This window comes from Mycobacterium bourgelatii, assembly GCF_010723575.1.
Classification (GTDB): Bacteria; Actinomycetota; Actinomycetes; order Mycobacteriales; family Mycobacteriaceae; genus Mycobacterium; species Mycobacterium bourgelatii.
Map to the genome: position 1 here is coordinate 830,219 of NZ_BLKZ01000002.1, position 23,450 is coordinate 853,668.

The window sequence follows — 23,450 nt, forward strand, 5'->3', positions numbered from 1 at the left end:
TCGACCCTTGCGTCACCGGCGATGCTGGCTGAAGAAGCGCCAGATGGTGTCGGTGGCATCGAGTGCCGTCGAAGGCTCCGAGGCGCCGAGCAGTTCCGCGAGCGGACCGCGCTCACTGCCGGGCCACTGGTGTCCGGCTCCGGCAACCGAGATCAGTTGGACAGCGCGGCCGTTGGGGCAGTCGGCCGTTTCCGTCGTCACGACGCCGGCAGTGGTCGACGTCGGCGGTCCGCAACCGTCGATTGCGCGCCACGTGGCGGCGACCGCCGGTATGGGTGGGCCGTTGACACGGGGAGTTCCATTGGCCTTCAATGCCTTACCCGGTCCGCCGGGGTAAGGGACGCTTTGATCGTCAATGCCATGGATCTGTAACACCGACGTGGGTCGTGCGTGCGAGCAATCGGTCACGAGCGTGCCCGCCACGGGAGCGATCGCGGCGAATGCGTCCGTCTCACAAGCCAATCGGAGCGCCATCATGGCCCCATTCGACATGCCGGTGGCGTAGATACGCGACTGGTCGATCGGGATGCGCCGGCCAAGTGCGGCGACCGCGGCGGTGATGAAACCGACGTCGTCGATGTTGTCTTGTTGCGGCATGCCGCAGCATGTTCCGGCGTTCCACGCGCGGTGGTGACCATCGGGATACATGACCAGGAAGTGCCCCGTGTCGGCCTGGGCATCCCAGTGATAGCTGCGTTCGGCTTGTGCGCTGTTGCCGAAGCCGCCGTGCATCATTACCACCAGGGGAGCGGGACCGGTCAATCCCTGCGGGCGGTAGAGGTCGAATTTCCTGCTGATACCGCCCCATTCGATGAGCTGACTGGAGCGGCCGGTCGGGACTGCACCCGTTTCGGGGTCTCCCACCGCGTGGCCGCCGCCGAAGCACCCGCTCGTCACGGCCAGCAGAACCGCGAGCAGCGGAATCAGCCATGCTCGGGAGCTCGCAGGTGCCATCTACCCATGGTGACATCGAACCAAAAAATTGACAATATGCTTGTCAATTGATGCGAAGATGGCAGACTCGCAGGCATGCGACGTCTTCCAGATGCCGAATGGGAGCCGACTGTGCCCGCCCTGGTGCAACTGGTGGCGGCAACGGGTGGACCGCGATTACGCGCGGCATTCGCCGCAGCCGGCCTCGACGGGCTCCGCCCCGCGCAGGCGGTCGCCCTGGTGCCTCTGGCGACCGGCGGACTTCATGCGTCGGAGTTGGCCGAACGACTCGGGGTGACTCGGCAGGCGGTGGCGCAGGGGGTCGCTGAGCTGGATAGGAACGGCTACGTTACTCGGGCCGCCAATCCGGCCGATGCCCGCACCCGGATCATCGAGTTGACGCCCCGGGGTCGGCAAGCATTGCGCGTCATGCGAGCGAGTGCGCTCGAGCAGGAGCGACGCTGGGAACAAATCTTGGGCGAGCGTCGACTGCGTGATTTGCGTAAGTCGCTGCAGATGCTGCTGGCCGCGCGCGAGGACACGCTTGACTGACGCTGACTACCGCACGGCGGATGACCGCACCGCGGTCAGCGCCCGGGCGGACACCAACGCAGCGAGCATCACCGCTACACAGACGAGTCCGTCGTCCTTCAGGCCCCACTTCACCGAGGCCAGGATGGCGGCGCCCGCCACGCACAGCAGCAGGCCGACTGCAGCGCCTCGCCACACCGACGTGACAGCGGGGGCGCCGTCCCAACCCGGCAGGGGGTTGTTCTCCAGTGGCCGTAGTACCGCAAACAACACGGCCATGATGGCGACCATGATGGCAATCTGAACGACGCCGATTGCGACGAAATCCGGCTGACCGGGGAAGCGGGGATGCCCGAGGCCGTCGAAGATCAGGTGAACGCCCAACAGCACCGGCATGTGCCACAGGTACAACGTCATCGCGCCGGAGTTGCCCAGCGCGGTCCACCACCACACCCGCGGTCGCTGTGCCCATCGATTGATCGCCGGCGCGGCCGCAATCGCCAACGTGCTCAGGACGATTGCGTGGCCCGCCAATAGCAGGGACGGTGGGCTCATGTTGGTCAGCCGTTGTCCCTCGATTCCCACCAGGCTCAGTTCGTAAGGGCCGCAGTGAATGAGTGCAATGTCGACGGTAAACAGTGCCGCCGCCGTGCTCAATGCCGCACGCCCACTGAGCAATCCGCGTCGGTAGGCCACACCGAACATGCCTGGGATGAGCCACGCCGCCATGTTGAGATACCCGAGCGGCGCCATGGCCGGCCAGTGCAGTCGAACCGCGTCGACCAGGGCCACCAATGCGTAGACAACCACCACTCCCGCGGCGAGCCGCGTCGGCGAGGTGATCCGGCTCAATGCGGGGACGGCGGCCAGAACCAGCACATAGGCACCGAGGAACCACAGCAGCTGGATGCTGATCCCGGCAACAGGCTCGTAGACATGCTCAGGCAGGAGGCCGTACAGGGCGGTGAGCGCGACGGCCCAGAATGCGAGGTAATAGAACACCGGACGGAACAGCCTCGAGCAGCGCTTCATCAGCCAGCCACCCCAGTTGGTTCCGGGATGCCAGGACGTTATGCACGCAGCTACGCCGGCGAAGAAGAACAGCGGCATGATCTGAAAGATCCACGTCAGCGCCTGGAACACCGTGGAAGTTGTCAGCAGGTTGTCCCAAATCAGCACGCTGTCGCGGATGACGCTGATCGCCATCACGGTATGTCCGAGGACCACCCCGACCAGGGCGGTGATCCGGATGACGTCGATGGCTCGATCGCGGTCAGCGGGGGTGCGTGCAGCTAGTTCGGTTGGGCCGGGCAAGCCCATCAGAGAGGTCATTCAAAGAAGCATGGCTGCGCGGGACGCCGCCGGCTTGCGTAGTTCTACTCGACTTGCGAATAAATCAAAGTATTGCGTGTCCGTACCGACGCTGTATGCGAGCCAATTTCGCGATGCGCTTCTCGCGATTCAATCGCATGGCTATCAACGCGAATTTGACATCAGTCATCTCGTCTTCGGAGACCGGCATTCCGTCCAGCATCTCCCGAAGTCGCCCGGGCGGAATGTCGACGCCGACTCGCGCAAAGCGTCGGCTCAGCCTTCGCGCGTGTCCTTTACGGTTCGCACGGCCAAGAATCTGAGCCACCGTGCGGAGCGGGTGTGCGAGTTTGCCTTCATGGCCCCAGAAGGTCATCACAGTGGGCGATTTTAGGCCCTCTAAGGGGTATTTCTCGGGAAGTAGCGGGCGAGTCCCGCAGGTTAACGCAGTTGCTCGGTCGGTACGCCGTAGCGGTTTTGGTATGGCCGAACCCGCTCGCGCACCTCCCCGGCGTCCAAACCGGTGTCCGCCCAGGTGTACCGACCGCGTCCGCCGTCACCCGGATGGGCGGCGAGAAATTCACGCATCCGCTGTTCTGCCTCCGGCCTCAATTCGCGGCCCAACCTCTGATAAATGCCGCGGATCGTCGTCCAAGGGTCTTTCATGAAATCGGAGAAAAGCACGTCGATCACGCGGCCGGGAGGAATAACGCCGCTGTCGCGCAGTGCCATTTCGCGGTCGAGACCGACGGTTATCTCTTCGTAGGACTGCGCCGCGCACTCGCCGATGTTCGATTCGTCGCTGGCCATGCGCCGCAGGTGGTGGGTCAATGCGGCGATCGACGAGATGACGTTGAGCGGGTCGCGGTGCGTCTGCACGATCAACGCGTCGGGGTACTCGGCGAGCAGGGCATCCAACTGCCAGAGGTGTGCCGGCGACTTCAGCAGCCACTGGCCCGGCACTCCAGATTGCAAGTGCTGCAAAAAGACTCGATGGTACCGGTACGCGGCGGCGTGGTCGGCCTCGTACAGCAGCCAGCGGTAGTAGCTGGGCAGGCGGTACTGCACCGAAAAGATCATGCTGGTGAACTCGCCGGCGGTGATGCGCACGCATTCCTGTCCGACCAGAGCGCCCATGGGATGAAACTTCAGGAACCCGGGGATGATCTGTTCAGACATTTCAATGCTGGCCTGCGTCTGGGCGATCCGTGGATCGTCGTGGTAGGTCTCAGGGCGGGGCACCGGACAAGGGTTGTCAACTTCCCACGTCAGCGGCGCGCGAAGGTCGGGATCCTGGGCGAGGAGGTCGTAGAGGATGGTGGTCCCGGTTCGGGGTTGGCCGACGATGAAAATGGGTTGATCGATTGTTCCCGCGGCGACCTCGGGGTTTTGTTTGCGCCACGCGACGATGTCCAGTCGGTTCTTGAGGGCGCGCATGAGATCGAGGTGGGCGATTTCAACGCCGATCACCGATAGACGTGCCTCGTTGACAAGGCCGACGGCCAACCGTTCCAGCGCGGGCTGCCAGCCGTCCTCGCCGAAGTCGTCGCTGCCCGCTTCCTCGCACGCGGTGGCGATGAGTCGTTCCGGAGCGAACCGATCCTGCAACGCCGTGGTCATTCCGCCTCCTTGCGGTCGTCCTCGCCCTGACGCACCGACACCGTGACGTCGGGCGGGCTGGGATTGTCCAACCAGCGCAGCACCACAAAACCCCGGTGCCGCCCGCCTGTGTCGAGCCAATGGCCCAAGCCGTAGTCCTCGGCGGAGATCGCAATGCGCACCCGCCCGTCGTCGTCCAACTGGACCCCGCGGTTGGTCACCGAGCTGTGCCGGCGCTGTGGCTCTAGGCACTCGTGCCAAATGCTTTCCAGGGTGACGTTCCAGTAGCGCGTGTCCGGGGGCGCTATGTCGAGCACCAGCGCCTGGCCGGGCTCGAGCCGGAATGTTCCGATCATGTAGAGGTTGTCGGGGGTGGTGTCGGCCGCGCCCAAATCGGCAGCCTCGGCGGTCAAGAGTGTGTTGGGGTTTTGCAGCAGTTCGGGCTTGATGGTGCGGTGCAGAGTGGTGAGCTTCATGAGTGACCACGCCATCGCGGTGAACTGGTCGGCGAGGTCGGCGTCGGTCAGCGCGCTTACCGGCTCCGGGTCGAGTGCTTCGATGCGTAAGGTGGCCAGCTCTTCGGTGGCGCGATCGGCGATGTACTCCCGGACGACCACCGCCGACGCGTCCTCGGGGATCTGAAGCCATTGCGCGCCCGCCAGATCGACGGGTTCCTGGGCCGCGAGCACCAGCGTGAATTCGCCTGAGTTCAAAGCCAAGTCGCCGTCACTGACGTAGCCGGCCATCCGCCGCGGCGTGAGTCCGGTACCGGCCAGGATCTGCAGCCCGAGGTAGGCACTGGTACCCCGGGTACCGGTGATCCGGTAGCGCCGGTCGCCGCGAATCATCGCCAGGTAGTAGTTTCCGTCGGGATTGGGCCCACCGACCATGCGGTTGGGCGAGCACATATCGAAGAACACGGGCTGACCGAGGTCGGACTCGACGGACATCTGCGAGCACAGTGACGACACCCGAGCGATCACGCGCAGGCCTTCGATGAGCTCGCGTTCGGACTCGGCGTCCTCGGTGACGATCTTGGTGACGTTATCCAGCATCTGCTGGAAGAACTGCCACGCGGCGAGTGACTTAGCGGCACCATCGGACGATTCCGCCGCAGCGTGTTGAGTCATAGTCTCATACTTAGACTATGTCTCAGTCGCATGGAAGCGCTTCGCGCGAATACCGTCAAGGAATGCGCAGGGCGGCGGTGGGTGGCTCGCTCGCCGAACGCCGGCGCGCCGCGACGCGTCAGCGCATCGCGGCGGCCGCGGCAGAGCTGACGGCCAATGTCGGGTTGGCCGGGGCCACGGTGGAACGTATCGCCGACAGCGCCGACATCGGCCGGGCCACCTTCTTCCGATATTTCAACTCCAAGGAAGATGCGGTAGCCGAGGGCATGAATGTCCGGTGGTTGAACCAGATCACCGCGGCCCTGGCTGCCCAGCCGGCTGAGCTCAGCGCGGTCGACGCGGTCGCGGGCGCCTTCGCGCAACTTGCCCTCCGATTCGACGAGATCGAGCAGCAGGTACGTGAATTAGCAACGCTCACAAGGTCTTCGGAAACACTGGATGCGTGGACGCTGCGCATCTACGTCCGCTACGAAGCGGCGATCGCCGAACTCATTGCACCGCGGATCCCGGCACTGTCCCCCCAAGACCCCCGGCCACGCCTGATCGGCGCCCTGGCCATGGCTACAGTGCGCATCGCGTTGGATGACTGGCTGAGTGACGGGGGATCGCTGCCCGACCGGGTGCGCCAGGGCCTGGCCGCGATCACGGTCGCGTGACTCAGGTGACCGCAGCGATTGTCGGGGTGCACAACACGCGACAAGCGCGCCGCCTGGACGGAGAGACCTCGCGCAGTCTGGCGCTGAAAGCCGTCCGTGGGGCCCTCGAAGACGCGGGCCTGAGCCTCGACGACGTCGACGGAATCAGCGCGGGCGCCAGTTCCACCGCGCTGATGTATGACCTGCGCGTCGGACCTGCGTGGCTGGGACAGGGTTTCGGAGTCGGCATGGTGACCGAAGCGGTCCTGGCGATCGAGCACGGGATGGCCGACGTGGTGGTGCTGGTGGCCGCTCAGGCGGGTGAGTACCGCGACCACGAGGCAACGGCGCCGTGGACCCGACCCGAGAACGAGTTCGTGGCGCCGTGGGGGATGTTCACCACCGCGGAGTTCGCCCTCATCGCGCGACGCCACATGCACGTCTATGGCACGACCCGAGAACAGCTTTCCGTGGTCGCGGCAACCATTCGGAACAACGGATCGCAGAATCCCGAAGCCGTGTATCACCAACGCGGACCGTTCACACCGGAGGACATCACCGCGTCACGGCCGGTTGCCGACCCGTTTCATCTCCTCGATTGCGCCACCACCTCAGAAGGCGGCTGTGCCTTGGTCGTGGCGAACCTGGACAAGGTGGCAGACAAGGTCAATCTCGCACGAGCTGTTTACATGCTGGGTAGCGGCGCAGACTTCCACGGACCTTCGTATCAGCACCCGCCCGCGTGGGACCTCGTCGGCCGCCGCGGTGATCACCCCAATGGCGTGGTCGGCAGGCGCGCGGCGGACCGCGCGTTCAGTCACGCCGGACTTCGGCGTGACGACGTGGACGTGCTGGAGCTCTACGATCCGTTCTCGTTCGAGATCATCCGCCAACTCGAGGCATTCAGATTCTGCGGCGACGGGGAAGGCGGGCCGTTCGTCGCCGACGGCTACATCGCCATCAACGGCAGCCATCCGGTCACCACGGACGGAGGCACCATGTCCTTCAGCCACGCCGGTGCCAACCCGCAGATGATGCAGCGTGCGATACGAGCGGTCCAGCAATTACGCGGAGAAGCGGGTCCGCTGCAGGTGCCGAACGCGCGCATTGCGTTGTGCAGCAACGGCGGAGCGGGGGCACTTTTCACCACCGTCCTCATCCTGGGAAAGGACCCGCGATGACGTCGGAGCCGCTGCGGCCGCAGACCGGGCCCGTACCACATACCAGCAGCGAGGTCAGCCGCCCGTTCTGGGCTGGGTGCGAGTCGGGGGAATTGCGCTATCAGCGTTGCGCGGCTTGCGATCTGGCCAACTTCCCGCCGACCGAACACTGCCGCGAATGCCTTTCGGGTGAGTTGCGATGGACTGCGAGCCGCGGGGTTGGCGAGATTTACAGCTGGACGTTGGTCCACCGACCGGTCACCGCACAGTTCCAACCGCCGTACGCCCCGGCCATCGTGACACTGGATGAGGGCTACCAGATGCTGACCAACATCGTCGGAATCGCGCCGCACGACTTGGCGATCGGCCTGCGCGTGCGGGTGCAGTTCCATCGCGTCGCCGACGTCGCCTTGCCGTATTTTACCTCAGCGAGTGAGTAGTTCACGCGCGGCATCCACACAGGGGCGAAGCCGCTCCATCGGACCCACACCCGATTCCGCCAGTGTTCGCATCGGGACCTCCAGCCCGACGACGACGTCGGCCGGTACCACGTCAAGGAGTTCGGCCAGCGGAAGTTCCCCGTCGCCAGGAGCTAGCCGCTCGTACATGGCTTCCTCCAGATACGACGCCAGCCGCGGGCGCAGCGTGGTGTCGCTGAGTTGCACGTAGCCGATTTTCTCCGGCCCAAATTCGCGTAACTCTTTGGGGCCGTACCCCGAACGCACCCAATGCATGGTGTCCACCGTCAAGCGCAGGCCGGACCCGCCGACGTGTTCGATGGCAGCCGCAACCGTGGCAGGATCACCGAACGTCATTCGCGGTGACATCTCGACCGTCGTCCCCATGCCGCGCTCGGCGGCCAGCTGTGTCAATGTCGCAAGTTGGTCGAATGTGCGGGCGCGGTCCTTGTCGAAACTGAGGGTATTGATCTGGGCGGCCCCGAGTTCGGCGACGATGTCGAGATCGGCCGCCAGGTCGGAGACGTCAGCGTTGGGCAGGATGACCATGCCTTCCGCCAGGGAGATAGTGATGCCACGGTCGTCCAGCGCGGCGCGCAGCTCGGCGCGCAGCCCGGCGTCATCACGCAGTGAAAAGGACGGATAGCCAAGTGATTCCAGCCTGACACTGATCAGTGCGGTGGAGATGTGACGGCAGCCGAGATCGGCGGCCAGGTGTACGAATTCGACCGGCGGCAGTCCGAAGACGCTGATGAACTCGATACCCAAATTGCGCATGGCCGACGTGGTTCCGTTCCTACCCGCCCAGCATGGTCAGGCCGCCGTCCACGGCGATCAGCTGTCCGGTGATGAAACCCGAACCGGCACTGGCCAAGAACACCAACACCGGTCCGAGGTCGCGGGCGGGGTCGCCGAGCGCCCCGCCCAACGGGATCATCGTCTGGAGCTGTTGGTCGATGAGGGGTCCGGCGGCAGGGCCGAGGAACTCTCGTAGCCGGTCGGCACCAGGCGTCTGTACCGCGGGCGCCAGGGCATTGACGGTGATCTTTTCGGCGGCCCAGGCGCGGGCTGCCGAGCGTGTCCACGCTTGCACCGCTCCTTTGGTTGCGGCGTACACGGCCGAAATGGGGCTGCCCATAACCGCTTCGGATGATCCGAAGTTGATGATCCGACCGCCGGCGCCGGTTCCTTTCATGGCGGCGTAGGCGGCCTGATTGGTCAGGATGGTCGCCTTCACGTTGGTGTCCAACAGGAATGAGATCTCGTCCACGCCAATATGGCCCGGTATCCCGGGTTGCCACAACCCGGCAGCGTTCACCAGGACGTCGAGTCCACCGAGGCCTTCGACCGCACGCTGCACCGTTGCTGAGACCGCGGCGGCATCGCGAACGTCACACTGCAACCACGTCGCCGCAAGTCCGTCCGGCGGTGGTGTCCGGTGGTAGGTGGCGACTATGTCGGCCCCCGCCTGCGCGAGGACGCCGACGGCGGCCGCACCGATGCCGGTTGCGGCTCCGGTGATCAGGATTCGTCGACCTTCCAGCGGTGGTGTCATGTCCGGAACGGTACCGCGAGTTGCGCCAACCCTCAGAGGTGATGCTGGGCGAAGAACTCCCAAATGGTGTCGGTGGCGTCGAGTGCGGTCGAAGGCGGCGACAGGCCGATGAGACGCTCCAGCAAGGGCTTGGCTTGTCCGCCTGGCCATTGGTGTCCGGCTCCGGCTACCGAGATCAGTTGCACGTGGCGGTCGTCGGGACAGACGGCGGTCTCGACCGTCAGGACGCCGGAGGTGTCGGTAGTCGGTGCCCCGCAACCGTCGACGGAACGCCACAGCGCGTTGACCGACGGTATAGCAGGCCCGTCGACACGTGGCAGACCGTTCAGTTGACGGGCCGCTCCGGGTCCGCCGTTGTACGGGACCTGGGCGTCGGCGGTGCCGTGGATCTGTAGCACCGATGTCGGATGAGCGCCCGAACAGTCGGTCAGCAGGGTGCCCGCGACGGCGGCGACCGCGGCGAATGTGGTCGTCTGACAACCCAGTCGAAGTGCCATCATCGCGCCGTTGGACATACCGGTGACGTAGACCCGGGTCGGGTCGATTGGTGTCCGGCGGATGATGGTGGCGACCAGGTTGGTGAGGAATGCGACATCGTTGACGTTGAAGTTTTCCGGCGTGCCGCAACATGTCCCGGCATTCCAGGCGCGCAACACGCCGTCGGGGTAGGCCACCACGAAGCCGGCGGCGTCGGCTGTGGCGTTCCAGTGATAGTCGCGCTGCGCCTGTGCGCCGTTGCCAAAACCGCCGTGCAGCATCACAACCAATGGCGCGGCGCCGGCCAGTCCGCGCGGCCGGTACACCCGGTAGACCCGAAACAGTCCACCGGACTTGAGGATTTGGATCGATCTGCCCTGTGGGATGGGAAATTCCGGCCACGCCGACGCTCGTGCACCGCCGACAAGACTGTTGGCAAAGACGATTACTGCCGCCAGCAGGCACACGTTCACCAATCGGATGCGCCGCAACGACATGGCCACAGGATGACAGCAGACACCCCTATTGACAATTACCTTGTCATTCGTGTCGCGCAGTCGTGCTCGCCGTGGGGGCCTCAGATGCGGACGGCTAGCGATGACAATAAGTCGGCAAGCCGGTCCGGTTGGTCGATCATCGAGAACGTTCGAGACTTCTCGATGATCTCGAGGCGGGCGTTGGGGATGGTCTCGGCCAGGCGTACGCCGTCGCCTTGCTCGAAGAACAGGTCGTTCGCCGACCATGCGACGAGGGCGGGCTTGTCAAACTCGGACAGGCGCGTCGCGACCTCTGTTGTGACTTCGGTCCGCATTGAGAGCGTGAACTGGCGCAAGTCTTCGGCGATCGCCGGATTGGACAGCACCGGGGCAACCCAGGCCCGGGCCAAGTCGTCAAGGTTGGCGTAGGCCAGACCGCCGTACCCACGGCGGCGGGCGGTCGGAGTCCGCATCAGCTGGGTGGTGGCCCGAAACAGCGTTTTCGACTTCGCCGCGGCCAGTACGGGTTTGAGGATCGGCGGAGGAAAGTGTTCGAACGCATCGCAACTCGTCAGGACGAGCGCCCCGATGCGTTCGGGATGGTGCACCGCGACGAGTTGCGTTACCACTCCGCCGGTGTCGTTGCCGACCAGCACCACGTCCTCGAGTTCAAGGGCGGCCAGGACGTCGGCGACCATGTCGGCCACGCCGGTGATACTGCGATCGGCACCGGGGCGTAGCGGCTCCGGATGCGCGCCGAGCGGCCAGGTGGGCGCGATGCACCGTAGACCGCGGTCGGCCAGGCGCTCGCTGACCGGGCGCCACAGTTGGCCTCCCATCAGGTATCCGTGCACGAACACGACGGGTCGGCCGGCTTCGGGACCGGTTGCTTCGTAATGGATGGTTCCGGCATTAATGTCGATCGTCGACATGAGGACTCCCACGAGATAAAGTTACAAACAATCTGCCGGTAACTTACCAACAGGGTGTATGGAAATCAAGAGGCGTACTCAGGAGGAGCGCTCGGCGGCGACGCGCGAGGCGTTGATAACGGCTGCCCGGACGCTGTGGGGCCAGCGCGGATATGCCGATGTGGGAACACCGGAGATCGCCAAGGAGGCGGGTGTCACCAGGGGCGCGATGTATCACCAATTCGCCGACAAGGCAGCGCTATTCGGAGACGTCGTCGAGACCGTCGAGCAGGATGTCATGGGCCGGATGGCCGTCTTGGTGGCCGAGTCGGGTGCGACGACTCCTGCGGACGCGATCCGCGCGGCGGTCGACGCGTGGCTGGAGGTCTCTGGTGATCCGGAGGTCCGCCAGCTGATCTTGTTGGACGCGCCTGCGGTGCTCGGGTGGGCTGCATTCCGGGACGTCGCCCAGCGTTACAGCCTTGGCATGACCGAACAGTTGATCAGCGAGGCGATCAAGGCGGGCCAATTGGCTCGCCAACCCGTGCGCCCGCTGGCCCAGGTGCTGATCGGAGCGCTCGACGAGGCGGCGATGTACATCGCTACCGCCGAGGATCCCAAGCGCGCCCGCAAGGAGACCAGACAAGTCCTGCGTCGCATCATCGACGGCATGCTGAACGGGTAGTGGGCAGCTGTAGTCGGACTTGGTGAGGTAGTCGGGCTGCGCCCGTCGTCGGGTGCTGGCCTAGACGCTTTCCCGTCGCTGAGCCTGAAACCCTGCAGGTCCCTTCTCGATCTTTTCCTGCAAGTCTTCAGGCTCGTGATGTGGGTGGGTTGGTTGTCGTGATGCGTGGTCGCCGTTAGGCGCGAGCCTGAAACCCTGCAGGTCCCTTCTCGATCTTTTCCTGCAAGTCTTCAGGCTCGTGATGTGGGTGGGTTGGTTGTCGTGATGCGTGGTCGCCGTTAGGTGCGAGCCTGAAACCCTGCAGGTCCCTTCTCGATCTTTTCCTGCAGGGTTTCAGGCTCGGTGAAGTGGGTCTGGTCGCGAGCCCCTCAACCGCCGGCGGGTCGCACCGCGCCTTACTATCTGATAAATTCTTCAATTGTTCGAATCATGAACTAGTGAAGTCTTCAGGAGATGGGATTGGATTCAGCGCCGCTGTACAAGCTGAAGGCCGAGTTCTTCAAGACGCTGGGACACCCGGCGCGAATCCGGATCTTGGAGCTGCTGGTCGATCGGGATCGCTCGGTCGCCGAGCTGCTGACGTCTGACATCGGGCTCGAATCATCGAACCTGTCCCAACAGCTGGGCGTCCTGCGCCGGGCGGGTGTCGTCGTCGCGCGACGCGACGGCAATTCGGTCATCTATTCGATCGCGTCACCGGATATCGCCGAACTGCTGGCAGTGGCGCGCACGGTCTTGGCGCGGGTGCTCAGCGATCGAGTTGCGGTGCTGGACGACCTGCGCGCCAGCGGCGCGAAGTAGCAACGCCATGGGCTGGCTCAGGAAGATCTTCCGCGTTGGGCGGGTCGTCGAACCGGCCGGCAGCGCCCCCACTCCGGTAGCAGAACGGCCGACCGGGCTGCGGGGTTCGCTGCAGATCCGGCACGTTGACGCGGGTTCCTGCAACGGGTGCGAGGTGGAGATCTCGGGCGCGTTCGGACCGGTGTACGACGCTGAGCGGTTCGGTGCGCGGCTGGTCGCCTCGCCGCGGCACAGCGATGCGCTGCTGGTGACCGGGGTGGTGACACACAACATGGCCGGCCCGCTGCGGAACACTGTCGAGGCGACGCCGCGTCCGCGGGTGGTGATCGCGTGCGGCGATTGCGCGCTGAACCGAGGGGTCTTCGCGGACGCGTACGGCGTCGTCGGAGCGGTTGGCGAGGTGGTGCCCGTCGACGTCGAGATCCCAGGGTGCCCCCCGACACCCGCTGAAATCGTGGCGGCGCTGCGCTCGGTGACCGGACGATGACGACCACCACACCGGTGGCCACCGGCGCAGCACCGTCGAACTTGTCGTCCGGCAGCAACTTCGGTCCGGTCATCAGTGGCATCGCCACATCGGTAGTGGGTGCCGTCGGGGTCGGATTGGGTCTGCTGGGCGTGTTCGGGTCACCCCGTGCGGTGCACGTGGGTTGGCTGCTTCCGCTGTCAGGACTGCAGATCGAACTCGATCCGCTGGGCGGGTTCTTCATGACCATCACCGGTGCGGTGGCGGTTCCGGTCGGCTGCTACCTGGTCGGGTACGCGCGCCGTGAACACTTGGGCCGGGTCCCGCTGGGGGTCCTTCCGTTGTTCGTAGCCGCGATGCTGCTGGTGCCGGCCGGGGGCTCGGTGACGACCTTCCTGCTCGCGTGGGAGCTGATGGCGATCTCGTCGCTGATCCTGGTGTTGTCCGAGCACACGCGCCCACAGGTGCGCTCGGCCGGCCTGCTGTACGCCGTGATGACCCAGCTGGGTTTCGTTTCGATTTTGGTCGGGCTGATGGTGTTGGCCGCCGCTGGCGGAGTGGACCGTTTTGGGGACTTCGGGGACCTCGGCAGCGTCTCGGCTGGGACCCGCGCCGTCGTGTTTGTGCTGACCCTGATCGGTTTCGGATCAAAGGCCGGCCTGGTGCCGTTGCACGCCTGGCTGCCACGCGCTCATCCGGAAGCCCCTAGTCCGGTATCGGCGTTGATGAGCGCGGCGATGGTCAACCTTGGCATCTACGGCATCGTCCGCGTCGATGTGCAGCTGCTCGGGCCGGGGCCCCGCTGGTGGGGGCTCACCCTGCTGGCCGTCGGTGGCGCGTCCGCCTTGTACGGAGTGCTGCAGGCCTCGGTCGCCACCGACCTCAAGCGCCTACTGGCCTACTCGACGACCGAGAACATGGGCCTGATCACGATGGCGCTCGGTGCGGCAATGCTTTTCGCGAACGTCGGGGTCGTCGCACCCGCACTGGTCGCCACCGCAGCGGCGGTGCTGCACTTGATGGCGCACGCGGCGTTCAAGAGCCTCGGATTCCTGGCGGCCGGGTCGGTGCTCGCCGCGACCGGGGTGCGGGACCTCGATCTGCTCGGCGGGCTGGCTCGCCGGATGCCCGCGACCACCGTCTTTTTCGGCGTGGCTGCGCTCGGCGCGTGCGGGCTGCCGTTGGGCGCCGGCTTCGTCAGCGAGTGGTTGCTGATCCAGGCGCTGATCCATGCCGCACCCGGGCAGGACCCGATGGTGGCGCTGACGACGCCGCTGGCGGTCGGGGTGGTCGCGCTTGCGACGGGGCTGAGTGTGGCGGCGATGGTCAAAGCGTTCGGGATTGGGTTTCTCGCCCGCCCGCGGTCCAGCCAGGCCGACGACGCGCGCGAGGCGCCGGCCAGCATGCGAGCGGGCATGACCATCGTGGCTGCCGCATGTCTGGTGTTGGCGGCGGCGCCGCTGATAGTTGCGCCGATCATGCGGCGGGTCCTGGCAATGTTGCCCATCGCGAGAGCCATGGAGTTCACCGATTTCGGTGCGGTGGTGCGCCTTCCGGGATTGTCCGGGTCGGTGGCGCCAGCCGTGATCTGCGCCGGTGTCGTTGGCGCGGCGGTGGTGGCCGCCGGTCTCGCCAGGTGGCGCTCCCGCCGGCGCCCCGCGCCGGTCAGATTGCCGTTATGGGCCTGCGGCGCAGATGAACTCACCCCACGCATGCAATACACGGCAACCTCGTTCGCCGAACCGCTGCAGCGTGTGTTCGACGATGTGTTGCGCCCGGACACCGACATCGAAGTCACCCACTCGGCCGAGTCGCGCTATTTTGCCTACAAGATCACCTACCGATCGACGGTCAATGACGCGATCGAACAACGCCTCTATGCGCCGGTGGCACGGTGGGTGGTCGCCGTGGCCGGGCTGATGCGTCGCGCTCACACCGGCAGCGTGCATGCCTACTTGGCCTACGGCGCATTGGGCGTGTTGATCATCCTGGTGGTGTCCCGATGAACGTGATGTCTTACGTCGCGGGAGCGGCCCAGATCGGTGCGGTCGTGATCGGGGCACCGCTCGTTGTTGGCGCCACGCGTCAGGTCCGGGCCCGCTGGGAGGGCCGAGCCGGCGGCGGTCTGCTACAGCCATGGCGCGATCTGGTCAAACAGCTTGGCAAACAACAGATCACGCCGGCCGGAACGACGATAATCTTTGCCGCCGCGCCGGCGATCGTGGCCGGGACTACGTTGCTGATCGCCGCGATCGCACCGCTCGTCGCCACCGGGTCGCCCTTGGACGCCAGCGCCGACCTGTTCGCAGTGGTCGGGCTGTTGTTCCTGGGAACCGTCGCACTGACGCTGGCCGGAATCGATACCGGCACCTCGTTCGGCGGCATGGGTGCGAGCCGGGAGATCACTATCGCCGCACTCGTGGAGCCGACGATCCTGCTCGCGGTGTTCGCGCTGTCCATCCCGGCGGGATCGGCCAATCTCGGTGCCCTGGTAGAAAGTACGATCGAGCACCCGGGCCACGTCGTGTCGCTGGCCGGTGTCCTCGCATTCGGGGCTTTGGTCATCGTCATCGTTGCCGAAACCGGCCGGCTGCCCGTGGACAATCCGGCGACCCACCTGGAACTGACCATGGTGCACGAAGCGATGGTCCTCGAATATGCCGGACCGCGGCTCGCTCTCGTGGAGTGGGCTGCCGGCATGCGGCTCACCGTCCTGCTGGCGTTGTTGGCGAATCTGTTCTTGCCGTGGGGGATTGCCGGTTCCCACCCCACCGCACTGGAAGTGCTGATCGGTCTGGCGGCGGTGGTAACCAAGGTGGCGATTCTCGCGGTCCTGCTCGCGACGTTCGAGGTGTTCGTCGCCAAGCTGCGTTTGTTCAGGGTGCCCGAACTGCTAGCCGGGTCGTTTCTGTTGTCGTTGCTCGCGGTGACAGCCGCCAACTTCTTCACCGTTCAGACCTGAGGCCCACCAATGACCGACGCCAACTTCTCGATCCTGCTTGACTTTGCCGCCGGAGGCCTCGTGCTTGCGTCGGCAATGATCGTCTGGCGACGCGATCTGCGCGCGATCGTGCGACTGCTGGCGTGGCAGGGTGCGGCCGTCGCGGCGATCCCGTTGCTGCGCGGCATCCACGATCACGATCGTGCGCTCTTGGCGGTGGGCGTCGCTGTGTTCGTGCTACGGGTGGCGGTATTGCCGGCTCTGTTGTCGCGCGCGGTGGGGGCCGAACCTGTCGCGTACCGGGAGGCGACGCCGCTGGTAAATACCACCAGCTCGCTGCTGATAGCCGGCGGTCTGACCGTGGCCGCTTTCGCGATCACTCGGCCGATCGTCAATCTGCATCCCGGCGTCACCATAAATGCGGTGCCTGCCGCCTTTGCGGTGGTGCTGATCGCGCTGTTCGTGTTGACCACGCGACGCCACGCGGTTTCGCAGGCTGCCGGTTTCCTGCTGCTGGACAACGGGATTGCGGCAACGGCATTCCTGCTGACCGCCGGGGTGCCGATGATCGTCGAACTCGGTGCTTCGTTGGATGTGTTGTTCGCCATCATCGTGATCGGTGTCCTTACCGGCCGGTTGCGCCGCACCTTCGGCGATGCCGACCTGGACAAGTTGCATGAATTGCGGGACTGATGACCGTTCTTCTACTCGTCGCGATCCTCGCTCCCGTCGCAGCGTCCGTTGCCACATTCGTCGCCGGATGGCGGCGCACGACCGCAATTTTGACCGTGCTGTCTGCGGCGACCGTGCTGGCGTGCGCTGCGGGGCTTGGATTTCAGGTTGGGTCTGGGATCCAGTTCGCGCTCGGTGGACTGCTGCGCGCCGACGCGCTCACGGTGATCATGCTCATCGTCATCGGAATCGTTGGCACGCTGGCCACCTGGGCAAGCATCGGGTACATCGACGACGAACTCGCGCACGGCCACGCCGAACCGCGTGATGCCCACCTGTATGGCGTCCTGACGCCGGCGTTCTTGGCGGCGATGGTCATCGCGGTGTGCGCCAACAATATTGGCGTGATTTGGGTGGCGATCGAGGCCACCACGGTGATTACCGCGTTCCTGGTAGGCCATCGCCGCACCCGCACCGCGCTGGAGGCCACCTGGAAATATGTGGTGATCTGCTCGGTCGGCATCGCCGTCGCGTTCCTGGGCACCGTGCTGCTGTATTTCGCCGCCCGATGCGCCGACGCGCCCGCTGCGCACGCGCTAAACCTCGACGTCCTAACCGCACACGCCGCTAGCCTCGACCCGGCCGTCACGCGGTTGGCCGGCGGTCTTCTCCTCATCGGCTACGGCGCCAAGGCGGGGCTGTTCCCGTTCCACACTTGGCTGGCCGACGCGCACAGCCAAGCCCCCGCGCCGGTATCCGCGTTGATGAGCGGCGTGCTGCTGGCGGTGGCGTTCTCGGTGCTCATCCGGTTGCGGCCCATCGTCGACGCGGCCACCGGACCCACCTTCTTGCGCACCGGGTTGCTGGTGGTCGGGCTGGCGACGCTGCTCATCGCGGCACTGATGCTCACCGTTACCGGGGACGTCAAGCGAATGCTGGCCTACTCGTCGATGGAGAACATGGGTCTGATCGCGATCGCCGCCGCTGCCGGTACCAGACTGGCGATCGCCGCGCTGCTGCTGCACGTGCTCGCCCACGGGATCGGCAAGACCGTGCTATTCCTGGCCGGCGGTCAGTTGCAGTCCGCGCACGACTCCACCGCCATCGCCGACATCAACGGCGTCGCGCGAAGATCTCGACTGATCAGCGTGTCGTTCGCCGCGGGCCTGGTCGTCTTACTCGGGCTGCCCCCATTCGCCATGTTCGCCAGCGAGTTGGCGATCGCGCGCTCACTGGCGAATGCGGGGCTGGCCTGGGCGCTGGGCGTGGCGATGCTGCTGGTTGCGATCGCATTCACCGCTTTGGCCCGCAATTCCGGACGCATGCTGCTGGGCGCGCCGGCCGCGGGTGCCCCGTCGATCAGTGTGCCGGTCACGGTTGCAACGGCCCTGGTCGTCGGCGTTGCCGCGTCGGCAGCGCTCGGCGTGACGGCCGGCCCACTCACCGACTTGTTCACCGTTGCCGCTAGCAGTGGGGCCGTGCGATGAACCGGCAGCGGATCAGACACCGCGTGTCGGCGCAGCAGGGGCTCGTCGAGATGGCCGAGCGGCTCCTGGCTGATGCCTTCCGCCTAGCGCTGGTCGCCGCACACGATGACGGCGACAGGCTGCGCGTCGTGTACCTGTTCCTGGCGGGTCGGCCCGATCGGCGAATCGAATTGGAATGCCTGCTGCCCCATGATGATCCGACGCTACGTTCGCTGGCCTATCTATCATTTCCCGCCGGCCGGTTCGAGCGTGAGATGGCTGACCTGTTCGGAATTCGCCCGGTCGGCCATCCAAAGCTCCGACGGTTGGTTCGCCACGCGCATTGGCCCGATTGGCATCCCATGCGTACCGATGCGGGCCCCACACCGGAATTCGGCGCTACCGGAGCCTTTCCATTTTTGACCGTGGAAGGACCCGGGGTATACGAGATCCCGGTCGGCCCCGTGCATGCCGGCCTGATCGAACCCGGTCACTTCCGCTTCTCGGTGGCCGGTGAGACCGTGCTGCGACTCAAGGCGCGACTGTGGTACGTGCACCGTGGCATCGAAAGGCTTTTCCACAGCAGAACGGCAACGCAGGCAACCGATCTGGCCGAACGCATCAGTGGCGATACGTCCGCGGCCCACGCCCTCGCCCACAGCCTGGCAATCGAAGACGCCGTGAGGATCGAGCTGCCCGACGAGGTTCACCGGCTGCGCGCACTGGTCATCGAGCTCGAACGACTCTATAACCATGCGGCAGATCTGGGTGCGCTCGCCAACGATGTCGGCTACTCCCTCGCCAACGCACATGCCCAGCGAATCCGCGAGAAGTTGTTGCGGCTCAATGCCGCCGTCACCGGACACCGGTTGCTGCGCGGTGCCATCCGCCCGGGTGGGGTTGTGTTGCGAAGCCTCCCCGACGTCAGCGAAGTGCGTGCGCTCGCCGCCGACATCGACGAGGTCGCCGCACTGACGCTGGCCAACAGCGTGGTCTACGACCGGTTTTCCGGTACCGCCGTCTTGCACCACGATGACGCGTGCGCCCTCGGCTGCCTGGGATATGTCGCCCGCGCCAGCGGCTTGCGCACCGACGCTCGAGTCGACCATCCCACCACCGATCTTCCCATCACCGAGGTCGGCTCGTCCGACGGCGATGTCCTCGCCCGGTACACCGTGCGACGCGACGAGGTCGCCGCGTCCGCCAACCTCATCCAGACGATCGTCCAATCACACACCGGGCAAACGGAATATGACGCCATGGTTGAGTCGGTCGATACGCTCAGCAGTGGCGTCGGCATAGTCGAGGGCTGGCGCGGAACGATCGTGCACCGAGTGGAGATCGACGCCGGTAATCGGATCACCCGGGCCAAAATCGTCGACCCCTCCTGGTTCAACTGGCCCGCCCTGCCCGTCGCGATGGCCGACACGATTGTCCCCGACTTTCCGTTGGCCAATAAGAGCTTCAACCAGTCCTACGCGGGCAACGATCTTTAGCGATTATGATGCGGGCCATGGCGGCTAGTAGTGGCGTGGGTATTGCTGCGTGGCTACTGGCAACGACCGCCTCCTTGGCCGGCATAGCCCCAGCGGCGGCCGACCCCAACGTTGTGCTCCCCCCGATCGCGTCGACCGGCGGTGGGCCGATCGTCGGCGGTGGAGATGATTCCGCGCAGCAACGAATTTCGCAGCAACTGATGCACTTTCCCGACGTTCAACAGGGCGACGGCGCGGATGCCGCTTCGTTCATCATGGACTCGGCCTCGTTGTCCAATCCGCGCTTCTCTTCGACCTTCGAACCACTGCGGCGCGCGCTGGGATGTCAGAAAGACACCTCGTTCGGAGCGCGTGCCTACCGGCGGGCCGACGGATTGTGGGGCGGCGCAGTGCTTGTCATCGCTCAGAGCGCGACGCCGGACATGGAGGCGCTAACCGCTTGCATCAAGCCGTGGCCAGGGTCGATGGTAGGCGGCAGGTGCACCAGCGGTTGGACCTATCCGACCTCCGGTGAAAACCACCGTCCGGAAACGTATTACGTTCTGCTGGCCGGAACGTCCGGCGACTTCTGCGCGTCGTTCGACAGAAACTACACCAATTACGCCACCCCGTGGCCTTAAGTGGCCCTAAGCGAGCCTAAGCGTTACTCGGCGGCCGCGATCGTCTGTCGGGCAAGCTCCGTGACGATGTCGCACGGGTTGGGGAACGGCTTCCTGATGAATTGCGCCGACCACTCGAAGAAGTCGTCGTTGAACTGGATTCCGACGTCGCAGAGCCGGTCACCGAGTCTGGCATCACGCGCGATCGCGATGAAGCCATGGTGCCCGTCGATGGTGATGTCCTCGACGTGGCTGCGTGACAGCTCTTCGTTCTTTCGCTCGCGTCCGATCGGGCTGCCGCGATACCAGCTGAACGAGAACCACGGCCCGCTGATGCTGCCGTTGACCAACCACTGACAACCCACCGAGTTGCGCGCCGTAGCGACCACCCCGGAAATGCCGGTCAATCTGCTGATGGTCTCATCGGTGACCCCGCCGCATTCCGGGAAAGACGGGCCGTGCTTCGCGGCGGGTTTGGCTGACGTCGTACTGGCGTCGGTCGGCGGACCACCGCCGGATTTGTCGCCGTCACACGCTGCAACCAGCGGCAGATGCAGCGCGGCCAGGAGCAGCAGAGCAAAAGCTTTGCGGCTTACTGGTTTAGTGGTGGACATCATCGGACTCTAGGTCGAAACACATCGTTGATTCGGTCGAAGCCAGCATGGAGCGCGCACTGAGGGGACAGCGCCGATCAGTGCATTCACCCGGGACTCGGGTATTGCGGGCACTCGTCCATTCTCGCCCATCCTGCACATATCACTAAATGATTGCCGCCGGACAGCCGAATCACCCACCCGCACCGCAACATTGAACGACTTCGTGACTGACCAGAGTAGGACCGGACCATCGATGCGCGGGTGACTTTCCTTTATCAGTTGTTCCCCCAACGTCATGCTGGCGAAATTTCCAGACGCGATTCACCAGCCACGCGACGGCCAAGTCCGACCTCGCCGAGCGAGCGTCCCGTGATCCCGGGCCAGGCAACCCGGCCGGCGCCGCGAGCTTCATCGCGCGGCGTAGCGGAGGACAACGAGATGTCGGAGGGCGTGCAACGTGGTTTGCACGCCGGCGCAAACGAATTCGTAGAGTTCGGACGGCACGAGAGCGCGGTCGGGCACTGGCACGCCACGCTCGACGAACGGTTGGCGCGGTTGGGTCCCTGACTTTCGGGACGAACTTGAACGGCGGTAGCCAGGTGAACACTACGAATGTAGAGTAACCCTCCGTGGCTCGTCATGCTCCAGCCGCGCCGAAGCGGCGAAAGCCTAATCCCGTCGAGCGCCGCCGCGAACTGTGCGACGCGGCGATCCAGCTATTGGCGGTTGATGGCGCAAAAGGCTTGAGCCATTTGAAGGTCGACCGCAAGACCGGTGTCGCGGACGGTACGACGTCGTTTTATTTCCGCACCCGCTCGGCATTGCTCCGCGGCGTCGCGGAGCGGCTGGCCGAGCTCGATCTGGCGAATCTGCAATCCATCGTCGACGGTGCCGGGACCAAGCCGTCGTCGCCGTCGCAGCTGTCGGTCATGGTGATTCAATCCGGCACGGAGCCACAGTTGTCGCTCACCAAGGCCCGATACGAATTGACGATGCAGGCCACCCGGGATCCGGAGTTGGCCGCGATTCTGCAGCAAAGCACCGACGCATTCACCAAGCTCCATCGCGACATCCTGGTGCGGCTTATGCCGCGCGGCGATGAGCTGGCGCCGGCCGTCGTCGAAGACCTGAGCAACATCACGCTGACGTTCATCAACGGGCTGCTGTTGCGGTTCGCGCATGGCGATCGGATCATCACCAGCCCGGAGCAACTCGACGCAATCCTGGCGGCGCTGGCCAGCGGCATTTTGAAGGCTTCGAAAGCCGGAAGGCTGACCGACGCCGGCGCCGCACGGGTATTGCCTGACCACTCTCTACAAGAATAGAGTGAGCGCACAGCAGGAGGGATTTCGTGACGGCACCGACAGCCAGGTCCATTTCGATCCGTACGACGTGGCCCTCATCGCCGACCCGTACCCGATGTTCAAGCGCCTGCCTGACGAGGCGCCGCTGCACTACCGCCCCGAGTACGACTCCTACGCGGTCGGTCGGTTCGCCGAACGGTCGCAACTCACCTTCAATGCCGGACGCCACCTTTGTCTGGGCTCGACACCGGCTCGCCTGAAAGGACGCATCGCCTTGCAAGAGATACTCAAGCGGTTCCCCGAGTGGGAGACCCCCCTGGCCAGTGCCGAACTAAGCGCTATATCGACTGTGCGCGGTGGGGAATCCATGCCGACGGTGGTGGCCTGATGGCGGGCCGCGTCGAAGGCAAAGTCGCGCTCATCAGCGGTGCCGCGCGTGGTCAGGGCCGCAGTCATGCGGTGCGCCTGGCACAGGAGGGCGCCGATATCATCGCGGTCGACATCTGCGGACCCGTCGAGAATTTGGCGTATCCGCACGCCACCCCTGACGACCTCGCCGAGACCGCCGATCTGGTGAAGGGAGTGGGCCGCCGCATCGTGACCGCGGAAGTCGACGTGCGCGACTTCGACGCACTGAAGTCCGCAGTGGACGGCGGAGTGGAGGAACTCGGTCGCCTCGACATCATTGTGGCCAACGCGGGCATCGGCACTTTCGGCAACAAGCTGCACAAGATCCCGGAAAACGTCTGGCAGGACATGATCGACGTCAACCTTTCCGGGGTCTGGAAGACGGTGAAATCCGGTGTGCCACACATCATCGCCGGTGGTCGTGGTGGTTCGATCGTGCTCACCGGGTCCGTCGGGTCGCACAAGGCGTTGGCGTTCACCGGCCACTACATCGCGGCCAAACACGGCGTGCTGGGCATCATGCGCAGTTTTGCTGTCGAACTGGGCCAGCACATGATTCGGGTGAATTCCGTTCATCCCAGCCAAGTCAACACCCCCATGACGATGAATGAAGTGACGTTCCGGCTGTTCCGACCAGACCTGGAAAACCCAGGCCCCGAGGATTTCGCCCCCTTCTCCCAGATGACACACACGTTGCCGATCCCGTGGGTCGAGGCGGTCGACATCAGTAACGCCGTACTGTTCCTGGCATCTGACGAATCTCGTTACATCACAGGTGTTTCACTGCCTGTCGATGCGGGTGCATTGCTGAAGTAAGACTTACCCGGAAGAAGTGGGAGA

25 protein-coding genes and 1 pseudogene are annotated in these 23,450 nt (G+C 65.0%); 17 read left to right on the top strand and 9 right to left on the bottom strand.

Features of this window, described 5'->3' with window-relative positions; translation table 11 throughout:
* Positions 1-12 precede the first annotated feature (12 nt).
* Complete coding sequence (locus G6N68_RS28825; protein ID WP_163719539.1) at positions 13-954, bottom strand: extracellular catalytic domain type 1 short-chain-length polyhydroxyalkanoate depolymerase; 942 nt, start codon at positions 952-954, stop codon at positions 13-15.
* Between the two features lie 75 nt (positions 955-1,029).
* Between G6N68_RS28825 and G6N68_RS28830 the strand changes: the two genes are divergently transcribed.
* Positions 1,030-1,485, top strand: a complete 456-nt coding sequence (locus G6N68_RS28830) for a MarR family winged helix-turn-helix transcriptional regulator (protein ID WP_163719540.1) — start codon at positions 1,030-1,032, stop codon at positions 1,483-1,485.
* A gap of 6 nt (positions 1,486-1,491) precedes the next feature.
* Here G6N68_RS28830 and G6N68_RS28835 read toward each other — a convergent pair whose 3' ends face one another.
* The 3 genes from G6N68_RS28835 to G6N68_RS28845 all read right to left on the bottom strand — a co-directional run bounded on the left by G6N68_RS28835 (position 1,492) and on the right by G6N68_RS28845 (position 5,504).
* Positions 1,492-2,796 carry an acyltransferase family protein gene (locus tag G6N68_RS28835; RefSeq protein WP_163719541.1) on the bottom strand — a complete coding sequence of 435 codons (1,305 nt, stop codon included), beginning with the start codon at positions 2,794-2,796 and terminating at the stop codon, positions 1,492-1,494.
* A gap of 420 nt (positions 2,797-3,216) precedes the next feature.
* Positions 3,217-4,395 carry a sulfotransferase family protein gene (locus G6N68_RS28840; protein ID WP_163719542.1) on the bottom strand — a complete coding sequence of 393 codons (1,179 nt, stop codon included), beginning with the start codon at positions 4,393-4,395 and terminating at the stop codon, positions 3,217-3,219.
* Positions 4,392-5,504 carry a DUF1214 domain-containing protein gene (locus G6N68_RS28845; protein ID WP_240355972.1) on the bottom strand — a complete coding sequence of 371 codons (1,113 nt, stop codon included), beginning with the start codon at positions 5,502-5,504 and terminating at the stop codon, positions 4,392-4,394. The genes G6N68_RS28840 and G6N68_RS28845 overlap by 4 nt, the downstream gene beginning before the upstream one ends.
* A 62-nt stretch (positions 5,505-5,566) precedes the next feature.
* On the opposite strand from G6N68_RS28845, the gene G6N68_RS28850 reads away from it, so the two are divergent.
* The 3 genes from G6N68_RS28850 to G6N68_RS28860 are packed head-to-tail and all read left to right on the top strand — an operon-like array spanning position 5,567 to position 7,739.
* Positions 5,567-6,160: a TetR family transcriptional regulator gene (locus G6N68_RS28850; RefSeq protein ID WP_163719543.1), complete on the top strand. Its 594-nt coding sequence runs from the start codon at positions 5,567-5,569 to the stop codon at positions 6,158-6,160.
* Positions 6,157-7,320 (top strand): thiolase family protein, encoded by a 1,164-nt coding sequence (locus G6N68_RS28855; RefSeq protein ID WP_163719544.1) that lies wholly within the window; start codon positions 6,157-6,159, stop codon positions 7,318-7,320. Before G6N68_RS28850 ends, G6N68_RS28855 begins: the two co-directional genes overlap by 4 nt.
* A complete protein-coding gene (locus G6N68_RS28860) occupies positions 7,317-7,739 on the top strand; it encodes a Zn-ribbon domain-containing OB-fold protein (RefSeq protein WP_163719545.1) in 423 nt (140 codons plus the stop codon). Before G6N68_RS28855 ends, G6N68_RS28860 begins: the two co-directional genes overlap by 4 nt.
* On the opposite strand, the gene G6N68_RS28865 is transcribed toward G6N68_RS28860, so the two are convergent.
* The 4 genes from G6N68_RS28865 to G6N68_RS28880 all read right to left on the bottom strand — a co-directional run bounded on the left by G6N68_RS28865 (position 7,725) and on the right by G6N68_RS28880 (position 11,197).
* Entirely contained in the window at positions 7,725-8,534 is an 810-nt protein-coding gene (locus G6N68_RS28865) for a sugar phosphate isomerase/epimerase family protein (RefSeq protein WP_163719546.1), read from the bottom strand. The genes G6N68_RS28860 and G6N68_RS28865 overlap by 15 nt on opposite strands.
* Positions 8,535-8,553: 19 nt before the next feature.
* The gene (locus G6N68_RS28870) at positions 8,554-9,312 is read right to left on the bottom strand and encodes an SDR family NAD(P)-dependent oxidoreductase (RefSeq protein WP_163719547.1); all 759 of its coding nucleotides are present in this window, start codon (positions 9,310-9,312) and stop codon (positions 8,554-8,556) included.
* Positions 9,313-9,344: 32 nt separating this feature from the next.
* Positions 9,345-10,286, bottom strand: coding sequence for an extracellular catalytic domain type 1 short-chain-length polyhydroxyalkanoate depolymerase (locus tag G6N68_RS28875; protein ID WP_163719548.1), 942 nt, complete (start codon positions 10,284-10,286; stop codon positions 9,345-9,347).
* Positions 10,287-10,366: 80 nt separating this feature from the next.
* Positions 10,367-11,197: an alpha/beta fold hydrolase gene (locus tag G6N68_RS28880; RefSeq protein ID WP_163719549.1), complete on the bottom strand. Its 831-nt coding sequence runs from the start codon at positions 11,195-11,197 to the stop codon at positions 10,367-10,369.
* 58 nt (positions 11,198-11,255) lie between these two features.
* Between G6N68_RS28880 and G6N68_RS28885 the strand changes: the two genes are divergently transcribed.
* From G6N68_RS28885 to G6N68_RS28925, 9 genes are all read left to right on the top strand, one after another.
* Complete coding sequence (locus tag G6N68_RS28885; RefSeq protein WP_163719550.1) at positions 11,256-11,861, top strand: TetR/AcrR family transcriptional regulator; 606 nt, start codon at positions 11,256-11,258, stop codon at positions 11,859-11,861.
* 459 nt (positions 11,862-12,320) lie between these two features.
* Entirely contained in the window at positions 12,321-12,662 is a 342-nt protein-coding gene (locus G6N68_RS28890) for a lsr2/espR transcriptional regulator (RefSeq protein ID WP_163720033.1), read from the top strand.
* Positions 12,663-12,669: 7 nt separating this feature from the next.
* On the top strand, positions 12,670-13,149 hold the full coding sequence (locus tag G6N68_RS28895) for an NADH-quinone oxidoreductase subunit B family protein (RefSeq protein WP_163719551.1): 480 nt from the start codon (positions 12,670-12,672) through the stop codon (positions 13,147-13,149).
* Entirely contained in the window at positions 13,146-15,134 is a 1,989-nt protein-coding gene (locus tag G6N68_RS28900; RefSeq protein ID WP_163719552.1) for a proton-conducting transporter transmembrane domain-containing protein, read from the top strand. The genes G6N68_RS28895 and G6N68_RS28900 overlap by 4 nt, the downstream gene beginning before the upstream one ends.
* A gap of 5 nt (positions 15,135-15,139) precedes the next feature.
* Positions 15,140-16,090 carry a respiratory chain complex I subunit 1 family protein gene (locus G6N68_RS28905; protein ID WP_163720035.1) on the top strand — a complete coding sequence of 317 codons (951 nt, stop codon included), beginning with the start codon at positions 15,140-15,142 and terminating at the stop codon, positions 16,088-16,090.
* A 9-nt stretch (positions 16,091-16,099) separates the two neighbouring features.
* On the top strand, positions 16,100-16,762 hold the full coding sequence (locus tag G6N68_RS28910; protein ID WP_163719553.1) for a hypothetical protein: 663 nt from the start codon (positions 16,100-16,102) through the stop codon (positions 16,760-16,762).
* Positions 16,762-18,228, top strand: a complete 1,467-nt coding sequence (locus G6N68_RS28915) for a proton-conducting transporter transmembrane domain-containing protein (RefSeq protein ID WP_163719554.1) — start codon at positions 16,762-16,764, stop codon at positions 18,226-18,228. Before G6N68_RS28910 ends, G6N68_RS28915 begins: the two co-directional genes overlap by 1 nt.
* Entirely contained in the window at positions 18,225-19,703 is a 1,479-nt protein-coding gene (locus G6N68_RS28920) for a hydrogenase large subunit (protein ID WP_163719555.1), read from the top strand. Before G6N68_RS28915 ends, G6N68_RS28920 begins: the two co-directional genes overlap by 4 nt.
* A 17-nt stretch (positions 19,704-19,720) precedes the next feature.
* Positions 19,721-20,323: a hypothetical protein gene (locus G6N68_RS28925; protein WP_163719556.1), complete on the top strand. Its 603-nt coding sequence runs from the start codon at positions 19,721-19,723 to the stop codon at positions 20,321-20,323.
* 23 nt (positions 20,324-20,346) lie between these two features.
* Here G6N68_RS28925 and G6N68_RS28930 read toward each other — a convergent pair whose 3' ends face one another.
* On the bottom strand, positions 20,347-20,919 hold the full coding sequence (locus G6N68_RS28930; protein WP_163719557.1) for a DUF3558 domain-containing protein: 573 nt from the start codon (positions 20,917-20,919) through the stop codon (positions 20,347-20,349).
* A 417-nt stretch (positions 20,920-21,336) separates the two neighbouring features.
* Here G6N68_RS28930 and G6N68_RS31735 point away from each other — a divergent pair, with 417 nt between their 5' ends.
* The 4 genes and pseudogenes from G6N68_RS31735 to G6N68_RS28945 all read left to right on the top strand — a co-directional run bounded on the left by G6N68_RS31735 (position 21,337) and on the right by G6N68_RS28945 (position 23,426).
* On the top strand, positions 21,337-21,465 hold the full coding sequence (locus G6N68_RS31735) for an SRPBCC family protein (RefSeq protein ID WP_263992027.1): 129 nt from the start codon (positions 21,337-21,339) through the stop codon (positions 21,463-21,465).
* A gap of 143 nt (positions 21,466-21,608) precedes the next feature.
* Complete coding sequence (locus G6N68_RS28935; protein ID WP_240356033.1) at positions 21,609-22,223, top strand: TetR/AcrR family transcriptional regulator; 615 nt, start codon at positions 21,609-21,611, stop codon at positions 22,221-22,223.
* A gap of 184 nt (positions 22,224-22,407) precedes the next feature.
* Positions 22,408-22,590, top strand: a pseudogene (locus tag G6N68_RS31305) (cytochrome P450); the annotation flags it as partial.
* A complete protein-coding gene (locus G6N68_RS28945; RefSeq protein WP_163719560.1) occupies positions 22,590-23,426 on the top strand; it encodes a mycofactocin-coupled SDR family oxidoreductase in 837 nt (278 codons plus the stop codon). The pseudogene G6N68_RS31305 and the gene G6N68_RS28945, both read left to right, overlap by 1 nt.
* Positions 23,427-23,450: the final 24 nt, after the last annotated feature.